General features: G+C 37.4%; 13 protein-coding genes and 1 tRNA gene. 3 read left to right on the top strand and 11 right to left on the bottom strand.

What is annotated here, in order from left to right:
• The first annotated feature begins 22 nt into the window (after nt 1-22).
• Nucleotides 23-1,012: an L-glyceraldehyde 3-phosphate reductase gene (gene mgrA / locus ABS764_RS07160; protein ID WP_408081193.1), complete on the top strand. Its 990-nt coding sequence runs from the start codon at nt 23-25 to the stop codon at nt 1,010-1,012.
• A 54-nt stretch (nt 1,013-1,066) separates the two neighbouring features.
• On the opposite strand, the gene ABS764_RS07155 is transcribed toward mgrA, so the two are convergent.
• From ABS764_RS07155 to ABS764_RS07140, 4 genes are all read right to left on the bottom strand, one after another.
• Complete coding sequence (locus ABS764_RS07155; protein WP_408081109.1) at nt 1,067-1,312, bottom strand: hypothetical protein; 246 nt, start codon at nt 1,310-1,312, stop codon at nt 1,067-1,069.
• A 167-nt stretch (nt 1,313-1,479) separates the two neighbouring features.
• Nucleotides 1,480-2,556 carry an LLM class flavin-dependent oxidoreductase gene (locus tag ABS764_RS07150; RefSeq protein ID WP_408081108.1) on the bottom strand — a complete coding sequence of 359 codons (1,077 nt, stop codon included), beginning with the start codon at nt 2,554-2,556 and terminating at the stop codon, nt 1,480-1,482.
• Between the two features lie 14 nt (nt 2,557-2,570).
• Nucleotides 2,571-3,287 (bottom strand): nitroreductase, encoded by a 717-nt coding sequence (locus tag ABS764_RS07145; RefSeq protein ID WP_408081107.1) that lies wholly within the window; start codon nt 3,285-3,287, stop codon nt 2,571-2,573.
• 87 nt (nt 3,288-3,374) lie between these two features.
• Nucleotides 3,375-4,409: an LLM class flavin-dependent oxidoreductase gene (locus tag ABS764_RS07140; RefSeq protein ID WP_408081106.1), complete on the bottom strand. Its 1,035-nt coding sequence runs from the start codon at nt 4,407-4,409 to the stop codon at nt 3,375-3,377.
• Nucleotides 4,410-4,631: 222 nt separating this feature from the next.
• Between ABS764_RS07140 and ABS764_RS07135 the strand changes: the two genes are divergently transcribed.
• Both ABS764_RS07135 and ABS764_RS07130 read left to right on the top strand, forming a co-directional pair.
• Nucleotides 4,632-5,024, top strand: a complete 393-nt coding sequence (locus tag ABS764_RS07135; protein WP_408081105.1) for a winged helix-turn-helix transcriptional regulator — start codon at nt 4,632-4,634, stop codon at nt 5,022-5,024.
• Between the two features lie 306 nt (nt 5,025-5,330).
• Nucleotides 5,331-5,401 (top strand) — tRNA-Trp (locus ABS764_RS07130).
• Between the two features lie 64 nt (nt 5,402-5,465).
• Here ABS764_RS07130 and ABS764_RS07125 read toward each other — a convergent pair.
• From ABS764_RS07125 to ABS764_RS07095, 7 genes are all read right to left on the bottom strand, one after another.
• Nucleotides 5,466-6,476: an alpha/beta hydrolase fold domain-containing protein gene (locus tag ABS764_RS07125; protein WP_408081104.1), complete on the bottom strand. Its 1,011-nt coding sequence runs from the start codon at nt 6,474-6,476 to the stop codon at nt 5,466-5,468.
• 299 nt (nt 6,477-6,775) lie between these two features.
• Nucleotides 6,776-7,468 (bottom strand): glycoside hydrolase family 78 protein, encoded by a 693-nt coding sequence (locus ABS764_RS07120; RefSeq protein ID WP_408081103.1) that lies wholly within the window; start codon nt 7,466-7,468, stop codon nt 6,776-6,778.
• A gap of 4 nt (nt 7,469-7,472) precedes the next feature.
• Complete coding sequence (locus ABS764_RS07115; RefSeq protein WP_408081102.1) at nt 7,473-11,690, bottom strand: pectinesterase family protein; 4,218 nt, start codon at nt 11,688-11,690, stop codon at nt 7,473-7,475.
• 173 nt (nt 11,691-11,863) lie between these two features.
• Entirely contained in the window at nt 11,864-13,429 is a 1,566-nt protein-coding gene (gene pelA, locus ABS764_RS07110) for a pectate lyase (protein WP_408081101.1), read from the bottom strand.
• A gap of 31 nt (nt 13,430-13,460) precedes the next feature.
• Nucleotides 13,461-14,927, bottom strand: coding sequence for a pectate lyase family protein (locus ABS764_RS07105; RefSeq protein WP_408081100.1), 1,467 nt, complete (start codon nt 14,925-14,927; stop codon nt 13,461-13,463).
• A gap of 203 nt (nt 14,928-15,130) precedes the next feature.
• Nucleotides 15,131-16,780, bottom strand: a complete 1,650-nt coding sequence (locus ABS764_RS07100) for a DUF4957 domain-containing protein (RefSeq protein WP_408081099.1) — start codon at nt 16,778-16,780, stop codon at nt 15,131-15,133.
• A gap of 20 nt (nt 16,781-16,800) precedes the next feature.
• On the bottom strand, nt 16,801-18,615 hold the full coding sequence (locus ABS764_RS07095; RefSeq protein ID WP_408081098.1) for a RagB/SusD family nutrient uptake outer membrane protein: 1,815 nt from the start codon (nt 18,613-18,615) through the stop codon (nt 16,801-16,803).
• Nucleotides 18,616-18,625: the final 10 nt, after the last annotated feature.

The following is an 18,625-nucleotide window of genomic DNA, read 5'->3' as shown; positions in this document are numbered from 1 at the left end:
GATTATGGAAAACATTCAACAAATGGAATATCAACCAGCGACAAATCGATACGATAAAATGGAATACCGCCGATGTGGAAACTCAGGATTAAAACTCTCTGCCTTTTCATTAGGATTATGGCACAACTTCGGGGAAAACAGCGATTTTAAAAACAGCAGAAACCTGATAAAAACAGCTTTTGACAATGGAATCACCCATTTTGATCTGGCCAATAATTACGGACCACCACCGGGATCAGCTGAAACTTGTTTTGGGAAAATTTTAAAATCAGATTTCAAAAATTACAGAGATGAAATGATTATTTCTTCAAAAGCGGGTTACACCATGTGGGACGGTCCGTATGGCGATTGGGGTTCGAAGAAATATCTGGTTTCCAGTTTAGACCAAAGTTTAAAAAGAATGGACTTGGAATATGTGGATATATTTTACCATCACAGACCCGATTCGGAAACACCATTAGAGGAAACAATGGCAGCTTTGAATTTGATTGTTCAACAAGGAAAAGCGTTGTACGTTGGTATTTCCAACTACCGTCCGGCGGAAGCCGCAAAAGCTTTCAAGATTTTAAAAGAAATGGGAACTCCCTGCCTGATTCACCAACCCAAATATTCGATGTTTGAGCGTTGGGTTGAAGATGGACTTTTAGATTTACTAGGAAAAGAAAAAGTAGGCTGCATACCGTTTTCTCCGTTGGCACAAGGATTACTAACCGACAAATATTTAAACGGAATCCCAGCCGATTCCAGAGTTGCTACCAGTGGACAATTCTTAAAAGCTGATCATATTACTCCTGAAAGAGTAGAAAAAATCATCGCTCTGAACAACATTGCCAGAGAAAGAGGTCAAAAATTAGCCCAAATGGCACTCGCCTGGTTATTACGAGATGAACGGATTACCTCGGTACTTATTGGCTCCAGTAAACCGGAACAAATTACCGATTCTATTAAGGCATTGGATAATATTAGTTTTACTAAAGAAGAACTGGATGCAATCAATCAAATTTTGAAATAAAAAAACGAGTCATAAACAATCTTTATGGCTCGTTTTTTTTGCAGCGGCAAAAAACTAGTATTTATCCAGTTCATTTTCGATAATATCATAAAACCGACGTGTCCTTTCTAAGGTTGGTACACCACTAACTAATACAATTTCATCAAAAATCCGCAATCCCGTCTCTTCTTCAATGAACAGCTCAAAATGGCTTTCCATATCTTCCCAACCAAAACTGAATTTTTTCTCGCTTGCAATTTTACACAAATAGGAAGAGCGTGTTTGCAAGTCTTCTTCTGTTAAAGTAACTAACTCATCCATATTGATTTATTTTTTAAGTATTTCAAATATATGAAATTTTACAACAAAATAAAATACAAAGAAACTCATTTTCAATAAGTTGCATCTGAACCATTTGTAATAATTTGACAAATAAAACTGAAAGCATTGATTCCTCAAGAATTTATGCTGTAGCTGTAGTACCTAACTTATAAATTAGACACGATACGAGGATCGAGTCCGTACTGTGATGGCAGTTCCAAATGATCGCGGAGGGTCTTTCCTTGGTAGCCGTCGGGAATTAGACCGCGTTTGCGCAGAATAGGTATAACACGTTCAACAAATTCATCTATTTCAGTATGAAAATCGTCAAAGTTCATCACAAACCCATCTACCGCCTCAGCCTCAAACAATTCTTGTAGGTGGTCAGCTACCTGCTCAGCCGTTAAACCCGTATAAGGGGCAAATACGATAAACTTTATTTCCTCTGGTCCACGGCCAGCCTGAACCGCTGCCTCTTGCAAGGTTTGGCGCATAGCCCGGTGTTGTTCCATACTAGATGGCATTCCAATAACTAGATTGGCGTACATGCCAGCTGCCTTTAGTCCATAACCACTGGTTACAGGCATCATAATGACTGGCTGACCTTGCTCTGATGGAGGGACAGGTAGTGGTCCGCGTGCCCCAACATGTCTTCCCTGAAGGTTGACAGGTCGAATATAAGCTGGGTTAGCGAACATGCCGGCTTGGTCGGGCTTCCCTGCCTTTTCGCCCCAGCTTCCCCAGAGTGCCTGTACGAGGTGTATCACTTCGTGGAGCCGCTCATACTTTTTTTCCCGTGGTGGCAATGTCATACCAAAGTTGGCGAAGGCTTCGGGTTCGTAGCTTGGGACGGCATTCCATCCTGCCCTGCCTCGACTAATAACATCGAGTGCCTTGAGTTGACGGGCCAAGAGATACGGCTCTGTGAAGGTGGTGGATGCCGTACCAATCAGCCCAATACGTTCGGTCGCCTGGGCTACTGCCGAAAGAGTGATGATCGGGTCAATGTTGAATATGGGAGGTGACAAGGCAGGGTTTCCACGCATGAAGAGACGGTCGGGTAGGAAAATAAAATCCATTCCGCCTCGTTCCGCTGTCCTTGCCTGCTTTACCGTAGCATCAATGTTCGTGTATGAGCTGGGATCAATGTGTGACTTTCGCCAGGTGGCGGGATTATTTCCGAAGTTGTTCCCCAGAACCACACCCAGTATCATTTTCTTTTTGTTCATTTTTGCTTTATCCATTAGAAAAAACTGTATTACTGATGAAAAACAACTGTTCTGAAAATCGGGTCTCTGCCAAGTTTATAGCTGTTACCGGGTGCACTTGGATCTGCATAACCGAAAGAAATTCCGAATAACATTCTAAGTTCTTTTGGAACATTCAATATTTCCCTTACAGTATCAGCAAAAAAACCTACAGCCGTTTGCGGTACTCCTGCTAATCCGTGAGCCGTAAGAGACAAAAGAAAGTTTTGACCATACATTCCAATATCTCCGCCAACACGTACATTATCACCAAATGAAGGCATGAATGGAATGGCTAAATGTGGCGCATTGTAAAATTTATAATTTTGATTTGAAACTTCTTTTCGACCTTCTTTATTTTCACGTTTAACAGAAAACGCTTCATAAAGTGCTTTGCCTTGGTCAAACCTACGTTCATCATAGCGCCCATAAAACTCAGCTGCATCAAAGCTGAAATCAGGCGACATATTTCCTGCCTCATCCGCTTTTAAGATGGCTTCCGATAATTGTTCAAGCTTGTCTCCAGAAACCACGTGGGTTTCCCAAGGTTGTGTATTGCAGTTTGAGGGAGCTAAAGAAGCTTCTTCTAGGACAGAATTTAGGATGTCTGAAGGTACTTGATCCGGTAGGAAGCCTCGACAAGATGTTCTTTCTCGAACCACTTTGTGAAAAGATGGCGATTCGGCTATAGATCCATGAAGATTATTTTTTAAACTATTTTCTTCCATAGTTGATGCTTTTTTTATTAAAATTTAAATGAATGTTTTATTGAATTTCTTTGAATGAAAAAGAATTTCAATCGTTTGCAAAAAGAGCTATTTGGCTTTATACAGCTCGCTATCATTGAGGTTTATTTCGGTCATAATTTCTGCAAATAGTCTAACAGATTTCAACCGGTCTTCTAAGGCGTATGCTGTAGATACCGCTATCAGTTCATCCACTCCAGTTTCATCAAGAAAAACCTGAATCTGACTTTTCACGGTCTGTTTATTTCCTACAAAAGAATATTTCAGCATTTGATTTAAAGAAGGGTGATTAAACATGGCAGCCAATTCCTCTGTCATTGCTGTTGGCGGATGCAGGGGCTCTCTGGCTCCCGTTAATACTGACATAAACATTCTGATTAAGCTGGTGAACATGCGTTCGGCTTCTTCGTCTGTGTCTGCTATATAAACGTTGACTCCTGCAATTTTATAAGGTTGCTGGAGAAATTCAGAAGGTCGAAACTCCTGTTCGTATATCCTTAAAGCATTCTGTAAGTGTGTGGATGCAAAATGACTCGCAAAGGCATAAGGCAAGCCTTCTTTTGCTGCCAAGTGAGCACTATCTGTGCTGGAGCCTAATATATAAAGGGGCACATTTGTACCTTCCGCAATGGTAGCTCGTACATTCGAGTTTTTATTTTCCAGAGAAAAGTATTGCTGAATTTTCTTTATCTCCCCGGGAAATGAATGCGCTGCCTGCATAAAATCAGATCGTATAGCTTGGGCAGTTTGAGGATCTGTACCCGGTGCCCGCCCCAGACCTAAATCAATCCTGTCAGGATACAAATGCGCCAAAGTTCCAAATTGTTCCGCTATAATTAGGGGAGAGTGGTTGGGAAGCATAATCCCTCCTGACCCTACTCTTATGCTGTTAGTGTTTTCTGCGACATACCCAATAAGCAAAGAGGTAGCGCTACTGCCAATATTATCTGAATTATGGTGCTCTGCAAACCAAATGCGTTTGTAGTTTGAAGCTTCCGCCTCTTTAGCAAGCGCCAATGACTTGTGCAGCGTTTGTTGTATAGTGTCATCTTGGGAAACTACAGCTAGTTCTAAAATGGAATATCCTATTTTTTCTTTCTTCATATATTCTGAGATGCTGTTAATCTTTACTTAAGAAATTCTAACAATAAGCCCCAATAGCATCTGATTCTCAAAATCCTGGTCTTCATCTTTACCAATCGGTCCGATACCAAATATTAAGACCGTGTCTATTGACTATTATTTTTAAAGAGTTAATACCGCAGTATCTATCTATGTAGTCTGTCTTATAATTTCTCTTGCAAATTTACTAAAAATAACTTTCCTTTGTATAGTACTTTCCTAAAGGAAAGTAAAAACCAAATAAGTATGGCTGTAAAAAAAGGATACAATAACTGTCTGGAAACTGTGATACCCGTGCGCGACACCTTAGAGGTTATCAATGGCAAATGGAAATTGCAAATTATTATTTCATTGGGTTTTGGCAATGAAAGATTTACGGATATTCAGGATAGCATCGATGGCTTAACACCAAAAGTTTTGGCAAAAGAGCTGAAGGATTTGGAGGAACACCTGCTCATCAAAAGAATTGTGATAGACGATTATCCAGTAAAAATCTTGTATAAACTGACGCCTTATGCAGCTACATTAAATCCGATAATCCTTGCGCTTAAAGATTGGGGTATAAATCACAGAAAGAAAATATTTAATAAAGAGTAAGGATTCAAGAAGCAGTACTAAAAACTACCGTCAACATCTTATCTGGGCAAGATGCAGGTTTAGTGCTAAATTGAAGATTTGTTTTTCTATATCGTAAAAACTTTTTCTATTTGGAGAAAAAAGTCAATTAGCAAACATAAAATGGTTTTGCTTACAATAGGATTCTTAGGTAAGATGAATTTAAAAAATCATTTTACTGATAACCAAATCATTATAAAAAACAACTGAATTTTATTCGTGATAGTGGGCTTTAGCGTTAGTTATTTTACCAAATAAAGCTATATTTGCGCCCACAAAACTTTTACTACGGGCGTAGTTCAAGGGTAGAATAGCGGTCTCCAAAACCGTTGATGGGGGTTCGAATCCCTCCGCCCGTGCAAACTAAAATAACAAAGCCTCAAAAATAATTTTGAGGCTTTGTTATTTTATAAAACTTACTTTTTATTTCTTAAAAACTTTTTTCAAGAAACTATCAATATATCCAATGGTAGGACTAAACCAAGGCTCGAACAAACAAAAAGTATGTGGTGAGTTTTCAAATTCATGCACTTCAGAATAGATCCCGTTTTCGGTCAACACTTTTCTAAAATCATCTCTGCCGGCATGCATTCGCGCTACAGAACTATTGATAAAAACAAAGGGAGGAGTTTGTGCACTTACATAACTTAAAGGTGATGCGGCTTCCCAGAGTTTTGGATTGTCTTTTTTAGTATAACCAAACCAATAAGTTCCTGCAGAAACATTTTTACTTTCATCCCCTTCTCCTCCTTCAGGATGTACAAAGGACAAGGTTCCATCGATATCGACTACCGCATTTACCTGAGATTGCGAATCCGAATTAGTTACCACTCCTTCAAACAAAGGCATATTCGCTGTTGTTCCCATAAATGCTGCCATTTCGCCTCCGGCAGAGAACCCCAATGCTACAATCTGATTAGGATCAACATTGTATTGACTGGCATTTTTTCGAACCCAACGTATGGCAGCTTTGATATCGTAAATAGCTGCAGGAAAAAGTGCCTCAGTCGAAAGTCGGTATTCCGGAGTGAAACACACATACCCTAAACTAGCTAATTTTTGTGCCATCGGATGGTGTTGTTGCCTGTTCCCGGAACGCCAGCCTCCACCGTGGATAATGATAATTGCAGTTTGCTTTTGCGTTGCATTTTTATCATAAAAAACATCCAATTTCATTTTGCGTTTGCCATAACTACAATAGGTAACATTGTTTTTTTGCTTTACATTTTCAAAATGCATTTCAGGAACCATCGTGGTATTAGGATGGTATTTCAATGTTTTTTTAAAAGCACTCGCTGTCGCAAAAGATGTATCGCTTACTTGGGTGAGACCTTTTAAATATTGTGCGTTTAGATTTTGAAAACAAATCACAAAAAACAAAAACGATATAGTTTTTAATTTTTTGTTTGTACAATACAATCCTAATTTTTTCATCGGTAATTTTTAAATTAATATTTCTTGGAATGAATTTATAAAAAACACTTTATAAATTAAAACATAAACCCATTTATTAGGCTAAAGCCCATCCCTATTGATTTTTTTAATTATTTCGCTTTAAAACTATAGGTTTTTCCGGCAAGGATATTAAAATCGTATTCCTTGGTTTCAGGAATTTTAAATCCTTTTAAATTTGCTTTTTCTGAAATTAGCGGTTCTTTGATTGTGGAAATTTGGAAAAAAGGATTGTATTCGAAAAATTAATCCCGAATAGCTTTATATAATTTTAAGAATAGCTAATTCTTAACAAATCTCCAAACCTGCCCTTTTGAAATCCCTCCTTTTTGGTCTTTTACGTCCACACTCCAATAGTATGTTCCTGAAGAATTCAGACTCTGAGTATAAGTTTTCAGACTTTGATTAGAAGAAATCTTTGCAGTTGGCGGATTTGTTGTTCCAAAATACACATCATAAGTAAGTACATCATTTGCATCTACATCCGAAGCATCCCATTCTAAAATAACTGAATTAGTCGTTAAAACCGAAGACAATTCCGGTTTTACAAGCGACGGGACAAAAGGCAAATGATTGGTTAATCCGACACCTTCGGTATAAAACTGAAATACCTCCGAATATTTACCGGATAAATTTTGTGAATCTACTGCTTTTACCCTCCAATAATAACGCATCCCTTTTTCTAATGAAATGCTTTTAGTTGTTCCTGATGCGGAATTAGTGTAATCAATTTGTTTAAACTGATTGTCTTTAGCAACTTCAATTTGGTAAGTTATAGCATCAAAATCCGGATCAGATGCAGCATTCCATTCAAAAACCACTGCATTATCAATACACAATAAATTATTTGCTGGTGTCACTAAACCGGGGATTGAAGGTGCTTTATTTTCAGTAACAGGATCTGAATTATCGTCTCCGCCTCCACAAGACATTAATAACAAAGCACAACATATAGGGAATAAATATTTTCTCATTTTATTATTTTTTTATAATTCTGAATACTGCTGGCTCCTCAGATAAATACACCCTGACAAAATAAATACCTACAGGATTAGATTCCAGATTCATTTGTACTTTCCCATCAGTTACTTTGTAGCTGTCAGAGGAAATTAATTGCGATTTAACATCCAGCAAGTCCACTTTTACATTATCAAGCCCAAGAGGGATATCAATATCAAAAGCTGCTGTAGTTGGATTTGGATAAGCCACCAACAAAGCATTATCGATTTTTGAATTGATTGTTCCTTCACAGGCAATTGCAGTCTGAACCTGAACTAAATCTCCGGGATTTACATCAATTGAAAAAGAAGCAGCAGTAGTTTCTAATACATTTTTTCCATTTAGCAAAACAGTATAAGGTGCTGTACCTTTTTCAATATCTACTGAAAGTTTATCCGAAACCATGGCAGTTTTAGCAGTTATATTCGTTCCGCTTTCCACCGCTACATTAAAGCATTGGCTATAGGATTCAGAAGCAACAGCAATACAGAAATCATACATTCCGGGTGTGACATTTTCAATTGTTTTAGCAGTAGTAAAATTATGGGGTACTCCGTTAATCACTGTAGTATAATTCAATGCTTTCTTAGCAGCAATAATTATTTTTCCGTTCTTTTTATCCTTACAACTTTCTCCAATAACTTCTATTGAAAAATTATCCGAAGCCAAAGTAAAGCAACCATTCGCATCTACTACACCACCGGATGTAGTATTTGGACATAAATCCTTACTATCAGGCACTCCGTCATTATCACTATCTGATTCCACTGCTGCAACTACAATTTGTTTTGTTATAGAATTAGTACATAAAGTATAAGTAATAGTAGTAGTTCCCGAGGCTAAAGCTGTAAGCAAACCATTCGCATCTATTGTTGCTGTAGCAGTTGCACTACTTGTCCATGTTCCACCAGCAATGGGATGCGATAATTGAAGTGTAGTACCTACTGCTATTTGCGAGGTATTTGCTGCAGTAACAATTGGAGAAGCTGAAACATCCGGACAGCTAATAGTAATTTCATTTGATGCTGAACCCAGCCCTCCCATAGAATTAGCTGCTCTGACTGTATATTTACCAGATACCGTTGCTGCAGGGATTTGGTAACTGTTTGTTGTAACAAAATCAACAAATAGTCCATCCTTGAAAACAGCCCAACCCAATACATAATTATTATTGTCCCATGCAAGTGTTGTTCCGTTAAGCACTACGTTATTAGGTTTTGCGGCCTGATCTGTGTATAGTTTAGGTTGCCAGCCATCATTTCCTCCCAAAACATTCTCAATAGTATAAGTTAATGCCTGTGTTTCGGTGAATACAGGATTGAGTACCACTGTAGTGGCATCTTTTGTGTAAGAAGTACGGCGATTGCTCAAATCTACAATTCCTCCTGTGGCAGTCTGACTATTGTACTCCGCAAAACGATAAGGAACAACATTCATAGGATCACCCCAGCCATTTGCTGTTGGAAGCACCTTCATTTTTGTATTAATATAGGCAACTTTAGGCTGACCATTCCACGGACGACCCAATCTGTAAGAGCTGTTATTTACACCAAAACCATCAATAGTACAATTACTGAAAACATATCCCCAATTACGATCTGCACTGCTTGCATTTGCAGTAACAACATTGCCTGATCTATCCTCTAAATACATCGTACATTCATTAAAAAACACATCACCACCACCAAATATAAAATCTACAGTTCCGTGAATTTCACTTGTTTCAAGGTAGTATCTGTTATTTCCGGTGTAGTAAGTGTCCTGATTGCTTAGCAGTTTTACATTTTTATAAATATTTCTGTCGCCCTGATCCCGAAGAGCAACAGCACGTCCTGTGAAAGTTCCTGTACGATAATCCATTTTGTTCAAAAGCGTTATATCCTGCATATAAATATTGGTTGACGAAGAAAGGAAATTAATAGTTGGTGTAGTTCCAATACCTTCATTTGCTGCCAAAGGTTTATTAAACAGGATAACTCCATCTGCGCTTTGTCCGATGTAAGATACATTTGGAATACCAATAGAGGTTTGCTGTGTAGCATCTCCAGTTGTATTACCCAAATCATATTCTCCATCAGGGAAAAAGATAAAGAAACGTTCTCCGGTAGAAGCATTAGCCTGAGCTGCTGCTTTTGCTGCCGCAAAATCACCATTGACACCTACGATAAAATCATACTTTTTCTTAGTCACCACCGGCTTGTTTAAAGTAGTGAATGAGAAAGAAACAGGAGTAGTTAACGTATTTCCTGATAAATCAGACACTACACCGCCAGCAAGTGTAAAAGTATAATTAGTATTATAATCTAAGCCTGTATAAGGAAAACTTATTGTTTTACCAAAAACTACCGGGGTTAAAGTTTTACTTCCCAGCATAGCAGTAACAGCTGCTGTTATTTGGATTTTCTCGTCAAAATTAAGTACAATATTCCCGCTTGTTGATGCAGTTGCAGCTCCATTTGCAGGAATGCTCGCGGTCAAAACAGGAGCAACACCATCATTAACAATAGCCTGTGAACCTAATACATAAATATCAGAAATGGAGGTGCCGTCATTAGTTGTTCCGGCACCAATTCTAGGCGATGTATAATCCGGAATCCAGCGGATATAAACTAACGGAGCGTTATTAGCATCAGCAGGCAAATTAAAAGTCTGGTCATTCCAAACTTGTGGAGTAGTCAGTGTATAAGTACCAATGGGAGTAAAATTGGTTCCATCCAGAGAATATTCCACATTTTGCACAGAATAAGCAACATAATTAAACAACATACCTGCACGAACACTCATATTGATAAAATCGGTGGCATTAAAGCTAATCTGATAATAATATTTATCATCTATAAGCCTCCAGTTTACAGCGGAACCTCTTCCATAATTACCTCCTTCTGACACTGATTTGCCCAACCAGGAAGTATTTGTTCCATCTGCTTTTCTCAACACCAATGCTGAAGCAGTATTATCTGTTTTTGAAGCAAAATCTGCCACACGTCCTGAACTTCCCGTTTTGTAGAAATCCCAGCCCACTACATAATCAACCACGCTAAATACCGCATTGACTGTCTTGTCCTGATTCATCACTACTGACAGTTCCGATGTAGTTTCCCCCGTTCCCCAATTAGAAAAACTCATTATCGGATTAGCGGATGCTTTAATCAAAACATTGGTCCCTTCTTCATATTTCATCACAGCTCCCACTTCAGTACCTGCGGGAGTCGCAGTTACCATATACTCTTTACCACCGTTCACCGTCAGGTTAAGTGCATAGGTGTTTCTTACATTAAAAACTGCTTTTAGCGATGTATCAGCTGCTATGGCAAAGGTATAAGGATTGTCTGTCGATATTTGTTGGCCAGCCGGATTTTCCCAATGTGAAAAAGCATAACCAAAGTTTTTAGCAGCAGTAACTGTAATCGAAGTTCCTGCATCATGAATGCTGCCTACCGGAAGATTACTGACACTCCCTCCTGTTTCTGGAACAGCTGAGGCTGTTAAGGTATAAGTTGTTACAGCAGCAACACTTCCTTTAATAGTTCCATTGATTTTTATATTGGACAGACCAACTGATTTTCCGGAACCCAGACTATGTATATAGACCTCTAAAGTACATTCTTTTGTAGATGTTGGTAAAGCCAATGATGCTAAATCAATATTTACGGAGGTGGTATTATCTCCCGCTACTATAGCTCCATCACGTGCGGGTTTAATATTAGCCTGTATTAATGTTGAGGTTGTAGTAGTTCCGTCATTAGATTTCCAATACAAATCAATAAGACCGGAGCCAGTACCAAAACGCAGACAATTGAACGAAATCGAACTAGGTTTAAAATCTAATCCTGTTACCGGTGTAACACTATAAGCTAATAGATTTTCTGCTACTGCTCCTACTGGAGAGTTACCTGATGCTAAGGCACATTTTATATTTGTAAAAACCACGCCCACTAAAGTGGGGTCGGCTGTTACAGTGGACGCATTGGGAGTGGTTGTACCGTTATAAACATAATTGCTTGCCAGTGTAACCAAAGCCGGTTTAAAATAACTCTCAGTTCCGGAACCATAAGTAGGAAGCTGGTTTGCCGTTCCTGAATTAAATGCCCAGCTGACTGTTGCCGTGGCATTTACCGATTGAGCAAAGGATTGACAATGCAAACCCAAAATCAGAAAGAGTATTCCGATTTTAAAAAAAGTAATGTTTTTTCCCATAATTGATTGAAAATAAACATAAGAGAATAGTAATAGCAGTCCGGGATACCGGGCTTATAAAAATAACTTTATAGCATAAAAAAAGTATTGAGCTATTACTATTCTCTTTTTGGTTGGTTAATGATGGTTTTTAGTTGGTCAAATTTTATAAAAAAATCTTAGAGTAGATTCATTTATAAGCCATGTTTCGCTTTCCAATTGGTATATTCTGAACCAATTAAACCGGATGGCCAGTTACCGTACCAGGAATACCCTACCCTTCTCTCATTTTCAATTTCTGCCAATGTAGTTTTTGGAATTCCATCTCGACCGCAAAACATTGGTAAATTATTCGTTAAATCATAAAATCTTGCCCAGATTACATTGCCGGGTGCAGCAACCACCACAACATCCTGACCTGACGGCTGAGAAGAATCATTAATTTTTTCTGTCTTGATATCAAAAATTTTGGCTCCGTTAAACCAGTCAACGGCATCCTTCACCGCTTGTTTTACTGCTGCAGATGGTTGTTCTACAAGCATCAAAACACGTACAATAGCTACAGATTCTGAGCCACTAAAAGATGGCAGTTCATAGGATCTGGCTAATGCAGGCAGCAGCGTTACTTCATCATGTTGTGCACACCACACTGTTTTCTTGCCTTTATACGTAATTTGAGTTTTCAATATAATATCAATTCCTTTGTTAAAAGCGGTAGTTGCTTTCTCTTTATAAGCTGTATTTACCAGATCTAAATTGTTTTTTCCTTTTATAATATCCCACATCAAATTCATCACATTCGCAATAGCATTATCATTATAGGTTATCTGATGTCTGTAACCACTTTTGTCCGGATAGTATTGTGGCCAGCCACCATTAGCATATTGTGCTAAAAACAGCCAGTCAATCGCTTTCTCGGCAGCAGCCAAATAATTCGGGTTCTGAGTTGTTTTATAGTCGGCCAGTAACCATCTCAATTCCGTTACCACATGTCCGTTGTCGATGGTTGTATCGGTATTATTTTTTGTAGCCAATGCAGTAGTTTTTTCCTGAGCTGTTGGTGCTACATTGTAATCATTTAAATCAGGAATAGCTTTTCCCCAGCCTCCATTACTTCTTTGCCATAACAAAATGCTTTCGCCTCTTACTGTCGTTTGGAACGAAACGCCCGAAATAGTTATATCAATTTGAGTACTTTTTCCACTTCCATCAGTAGTGGTTGCTGTTACAGTTACCGTACCATTGGTTTTAGGGGTCAATAATCCCGTAGCACTAATAGTTGCTATAGCCTGATTTGAAATAGTCCAGGTAAGCGTTTTGTTAGTCGCATTTGCAGGAGTAATCTGTGTTGTTAACTGTAATGGCTGACCGTTGGAGATTGTAGCTGCTGTAATCGTTATATTTTCTACAAATACTGTAGGTGTTGTTATACCCGAAACAGTATACGTTTTGCTTCCTTTAACCCCTGATCCGTCTGTAGCCGTGGCAGTAACCTCTACTGTTCCGTTTTTTATTCCGGTTAGTATTCCGGTTTCGGTAATTACTGCAACTTCAGAATCAGAAACGCTCCACTCTACTTCTTTTTGACTGGCATCTGTAGGAAGCACAGTCACTGTAAGCGGCTTAGGTGTACTGGTCAGTGCATTATTACCATTAATTACAATTGTTTTTACTTGTACTTCTTTATCCATATCGTCGTCTTTCGAACAGGAAAACAAAAACAAGAATACTAAACCTAATAAAGCTATACTTTTTTTCATATTTTTTATTATTAAATATTATTAAAATCAATTAATTGTATTGTCCTGAATTTACTGCGTCAACTAAGCTGTTAACATATACTTCTATATTATCATAAGCGGTACTGAGTTCCTTTCCGTTAGCATTAGCCTTTTTAGGATTGAGTTTCATTTTAATTTCCCATTCGTCCGGCATTCCGTCATTATCGCTATCTAACAAAGGAGTTGTACTTTTTAGTTCAGGCCATCCGCCTACATCCTTTTGAGAATCAATAGCGCCTTTAGTTCCTCCATTTGAACCTTCAAATGAATAAGTTTTGTTTTTAACATTGTCTACAATACGTTTATCAACAGCATCCCGTACTAAATTAGCCCCACTGTAGGCCAGCACTCTGTCATAAGCAACAATAGCAGTATGGGTGGTCACATTATTTTTTATATCTAATGGCTGGGCTAATTTCATTGCTGTTTTATCTGCATCAGAAACAGTCCCATAACTGGAGTGAAATTGATTGTAGACTCCTAAATCCCAATTATTTTCGGTTGTGACCGGACTTCCATCGACATAATTTCCGCTGATATAAAATTTGCCCCAAATATCGTAGACTTCAGTTCCTGAAATTTTATTTTTATCAATGGATACAATACGCGTTGTTTTAGAAGTCATTGGACCGGGTTTGTAATAACAGTTGATGATGTTTACATTCATCGCTTCGCCTCCATAACAGCTGTTTCCTCCCCAATTGTAGATTACGTTATTTCTCAAATCGACTAAATCTGTCAAAGCAAATGCTTTGCCTGCTTCTTCGCCTAATCTTGGATTCCGGCTATCGTGATGTGCTAAAAGATTATGATGGAAAGACGCATCTCTACCGCCCCAAACGCCACCATAACCATGAGAACCCTTGACATGAAAGGAAGTTTTTAAACTTTCGGAAATAATACACCATTGAACACTGGTATTTTCATTGGCATAAAAAGAAACACATTCATCGGTACACCAGCTCATAGAACAATGATCTACGATGATATTTTTATGAAACCGTCCGCCTAATGCGTCACCTTCCTGCTGAGCTTCATCGCCCATTCGGAACCGTATATAGCGAATAATAACATTATCTGCAGCTACAGTAACAGGATAATCTTTAAGACAGATTCCGTCACCCGGAGCTGATTGACCTGCTATAGTTATGTCGGGATTGTTAATTTTTAAGGCTGATTTAAGACTGATATTTCCTGATACTTTAAAAAGTATAATACGTGCTCCGTTTGTTTCTACAGCGGCTCTTAGGCTCCCTGTACCGGAATCATTTAAATTAGTAACAAATAAAACTTTTCCACCTCTTCCTCCGGTTGTTTTTTGTCCGAATCCCTGAGCTCCCGGAAAAGCAAAGGCTTCTTCATTAGTTTGTACCGGCTTTTCTGTTACTTCCTCAATAACAGTTTCTTTTTCGGAGCCGGAGTCCTTGGTACAGTTAGTGGTTAATAATACTAAAAAAATAAGGTTTATTAATTTCATCTTTTTTAGGTATTTAAATTATTTAAATTTGGGGCATATATAAAGAGGCATGCATATTAAATAAGCATGCCTCAATAAAAAAACTAACAAACTAATTATTGTTATTAATAGGTCTTTAAGGTTTCTGCAATACTAGAAAGTATTGCAGAAACTAAGTAAATGATTTGTTTTAGAATTCACCTAAAAGTGATACAAACCAATAATTATAATTTCAATCTCCATCTAGGATCACCCGCAGTTATTCTTCCTATAAAAGATTTATCTTTAAAATTGAAATCATTATTTTGTGGATCTACCCATAAATCGCTTTGATTTTTAGAGTATGTTTTTGGAGTCAAATTAGGAACCTCTTTACTCCAGGTAATATCAGATGTAGTATAGCTGTTACTCACATCAAAACTGGTATTAGCTAAACCATTAGGAATTCCTACTGTTGTCCAGGTCGTTGCTGCACCGGTTTCATCCCAGGCATGACCAAAAATAGAATTTTTAATAGAAACACCATTAATTACATTACTTTTAGTTGCGTCACCAGTATAACGGAAATAGTTTGTCACATTTGCAAATGTACAACCGTCAATCATTATTGTTTCAGAATTATTAGTTGAAACAATTAAATAGGTAACCTTATTAAAGGTACTATTTGTTAATTTAATATTCTTAACATTTGCCGTTTGTGTCGTTCCTTCACCTACAGTTAATACTCCATACCCTCCGATACTGTCGACAATGGAATTTTTAATTTCATAAGTATTAATAACGGCATTATTACCTCTCATCCTTACCACTCCTCTAAGTGTACCTATTTTACAATTGTCAAATGTCAATTCATTTATGATGGTGTTCCCACTAGATGGATTAAAGACATAATTTCCAGCATAATTCTTACCCCTGATTTCCAAATCGATAAAACGAATATGATCAATATTAGTTCCGGATGCTATATTCATATTTCCGTCTTTATATAATTTAGCTTTTTGTTCCCCAAATCCATAAGCCGCTCTAATAGTTACTGATTTATTGATGGCATATGATGGCATATCATAAGTCATCCCTCTTTTTACTAATATAATTGCACCTTCCGGAGCAGTTGTCAACGCATTGTTTACAGCTGAAGGACTCGTATCCGCTCTAATATCAATAACTCCCGGACCATTAGGGTCTATATCAGCTACCTTGGTTTTATAATCAACCCAACCTCTAAGTGTCGTACCACTATAAATAGCAATCTGATAACTTGTTTCCGGAGATAATCCTTCAACAAATGAAACTCCGGCTAATTGTTCTTCAGAAGAAACAGATTTTTGAGGAAACAGAGGTGTCTTAAGTTTTAAATCGTCCCCTGCAAAAACTTTGATTCCTGTCACAGCCTCACCTGCTACTGTCCATGATACTCTGGCAGCGATATCAGTCACATCAAAAGTAGCCGGAATATTTAATATTGTTGGAAAACGTTCTGTTTTCACATTCCCTAGGTCAGAAACTTTACTATCATACTGAGGGTCTTGTGCATGAGCAGTTGCTCTAATCTGATACAAGGTGTTCCAAAATAATTCTTCACCAATAAGTTCCTCGTTAATTTCAATACGGCTTACTTCAGTATTTATAGTATAATCAATGGTCTTAAAAGTATCTCTACTTACTTCTACAGTATAACCAATTGCCTCTTTTAATTTCCCCATGTTAACAATTACAACATTACCTTCAGCAAATAAATCTTCTGAAAGAACTGGTCGAAACAAACGTGTCTTTGCAAATACTTCTTCATCTGCCTGACAAGCATTAAAGACTATAACGCTTAAGCATAAAAACAGAATTATCTTTACACTTAAAATATTATTTATATTTTTCATCTTTATATTTTTATAACTGGTTATTTAAATTCGTACCCATCATTTTTGAGTGTACCATCACTATTTGCTATATTAATTGCAGGTATTGGAAAGATATATCTAGCTACACCTGGTTTTGGTCCATCTAAATAATATTTTGCATAATCCTTAGTAATCCACTCTTGATAAGTAGTTGTACTGTTATACAATTGTATTAAAAACGGCTGTCTTTTCCATGTATCATCAGGAGCAGTAGCAACTTTAGTATCTGGATTTAAAACTACAAAATCACCATTTTCATTCAACTTCCAATACATATAATCAGGTCCTGTACCTGTACCTGAATTTGCCTCATCTGCTAATTTCTTCAGACCTTCCACAGTTTCTTTCACTTTATCTGAATAAATACCCCATCTTATTAATTCATATTTACGTATCATTTCTCCACCAAATTCCCAAGCACGCTCATCAACAATTGCATCAAAAAAAGCTGCTTTAGATCCTGATACCTGAGCAACATATCCATCCACTTTAGTAATCCAATCCGTTTGATCAAAAGCTCTTTGACGTACTCTTTTAAGTGCATATTGAGCTTCAGCAGTAGGACCATTTAATTCATTTTCAGCTTCAGCATACATCAATAGAACGTCTGCATAACGCATCATAGGCCAGTTAATACCTGTACCTTTAGCAGATTGTTTCCCTGGAGGTGTATCTAAAAAGTGTCTGCTCCATTTTCCTTGAGCAATGTTATTTACATTGGAAATAAATTCCGGAACAAAATCTGTATTAATTTTATATAAAGCACAAGTAACTTCTCTACGTTTATCTTTACTATCAAAAGACAAATAATAAGTAACAGGGATTCCCATGTAGTTACCACCCGAACCATAATCATGTTTGGAAGTTGGTCCTCCATCTACTGTTATTCCGATATTCCATGCTACATCACCACTTCCTTTAGGAAATGGAACTTCCCATAAAATTTCTTCATTTAAAGGAGTTAAAAACTTACATTGATTCATGAATATCTTTCTAAAATCTGTAGGTAAGACTCTGTCCTTTAATGTAATTAATTTTTCAGTATAATCTTTTGCAATTTGATAATAATCTAAATAATCGCTATCTCTTACCATATTCAATTCCGGAGTCAAATAATATCCGCCTCTTTGTAATGACAGTCTGGCAATCATCCCTAAAGCATATTCGCGATTCACTTGTTCAATACCGTATGGAAGCTGGTCAGCCCATAACATACTCTCTTCTATATCAATTATATTTTGAATTTCCTGAGTTAAAATTTCATTTCTGTTTGATTTAGGAAGATTAAAATTCATCCCTGAGACAGGAGCCTGCGTCAAATAAGGTACATCTCCAAAATAATAGGCTAACATACTGTACCAATATGCTCTGAGTACATAACATTCCCCTAATAATTGATTAAAAGTTCTTTTTACACTTGCATCTGAAGATTCTAAATTACCGCTTTGCTTTATTCCGTCAATAGCTATATTAGCATCTCTGATAGCTCTATAGGCGTATGTCCATACAATATTTAAATCCCCATTTGTATCTAAAGCATTTAAATCCCAAATTTGGTATCTGTCTGCTGTACTATTCCATCCGGAATTTCTTTCAATGTCAGTATTACCACACATATTATTTGATAGTCTGGATCTAAAGGCATCCTGTTGAAAATAAGAATACACTGCGTTAACGCCTTTTCTGGCATCATCAACATTAGAAAAGATATATTTATTATCAACAGTTGAAAGAGAATCTGGGTCTAAAAAATCTTTTTCACAGGAGGCTAATAGCAAAATTGCTAAAAGGGCCATTATATATTTTGTTTTCATATCTAAAATA

Source organism: Flavobacterium plantiphilum, assembly GCF_046000495.1.
GTDB classification, from domain to species: Bacteria; Bacteroidota; Bacteroidia; order Flavobacteriales; family Flavobacteriaceae; genus Flavobacterium; species Flavobacterium plantiphilum.
Note: the sequence above shows the minus strand (reverse complement) of the source record. Positions and strands in the feature narration are given on the sequence as shown.

What these genes read in the sequence shown, in the direction of transcription:
- ABS764_RS07120 (WP_408081103.1), bottom strand. Translation starts at nt 7,468, where the DNA reads ATGAGAAAATATTTATTCCCTATATGTTGTGCTTTGTTATTAATGTCT.
- ABS764_RS07125 (WP_408081104.1), bottom strand. Translation starts at nt 6,476, where the DNA reads ATGAAAAAATTAGGATTGTATTGTACAAACAAAAAATTAAAAACTATA.
- ABS764_RS07155 (WP_408081109.1), bottom strand. Translation starts at nt 1,312, where the DNA reads ATGGATGAGTTAGTTACTTTAACAGAAGAAGACTTGCAAACACGCTCT.
- ABS764_RS07100 (WP_408081099.1), bottom strand. Translation starts at nt 16,780, where the DNA reads ATGAAAAATATAAATAATATTTTAAGTGTAAAGATAATTCTGTTTTTA.
- ABS764_RS07115 (WP_408081102.1), bottom strand. Translation starts at nt 11,690, where the DNA reads ATGGGAAAAAACATTACTTTTTTTAAAATCGGAATACTCTTTCTGATT.
- ABS764_RS07140 (WP_408081106.1), bottom strand. Translation starts at nt 4,409, where the DNA reads ATGAAGAAAGAAAAAATAGGATATTCCATTTTAGAACTAGCTGTAGTT.
- ABS764_RS07105 (WP_408081100.1), bottom strand. Translation starts at nt 14,927, where the DNA reads ATGAAATTAATAAACCTTATTTTTTTAGTATTATTAACCACTAACTGT.
- ABS764_RS07095 (WP_408081098.1), bottom strand. Translation starts at nt 18,615, where the DNA reads ATGAAAACAAAATATATAATGGCCCTTTTAGCAATTTTGCTATTAGCC.
- pelA (WP_408081101.1), bottom strand. Translation starts at nt 13,429, where the DNA reads ATGAAAAAAAGTATAGCTTTATTAGGTTTAGTATTCTTGTTTTTGTTT.
- ABS764_RS07150 (WP_408081108.1), bottom strand. Translation starts at nt 2,556, where the DNA reads ATGGATAAAGCAAAAATGAACAAAAAGAAAATGATACTGGGTGTGGTT.
- ABS764_RS07145 (WP_408081107.1), bottom strand. Translation starts at nt 3,287, where the DNA reads ATGGAAGAAAATAGTTTAAAAAATAATCTTCATGGATCTATAGCCGAA.
- mgrA (WP_408081193.1), top strand. Translation starts at nt 23, where the DNA reads ATGGAATATCAACCAGCGACAAATCGATACGATAAAATGGAATACCGC.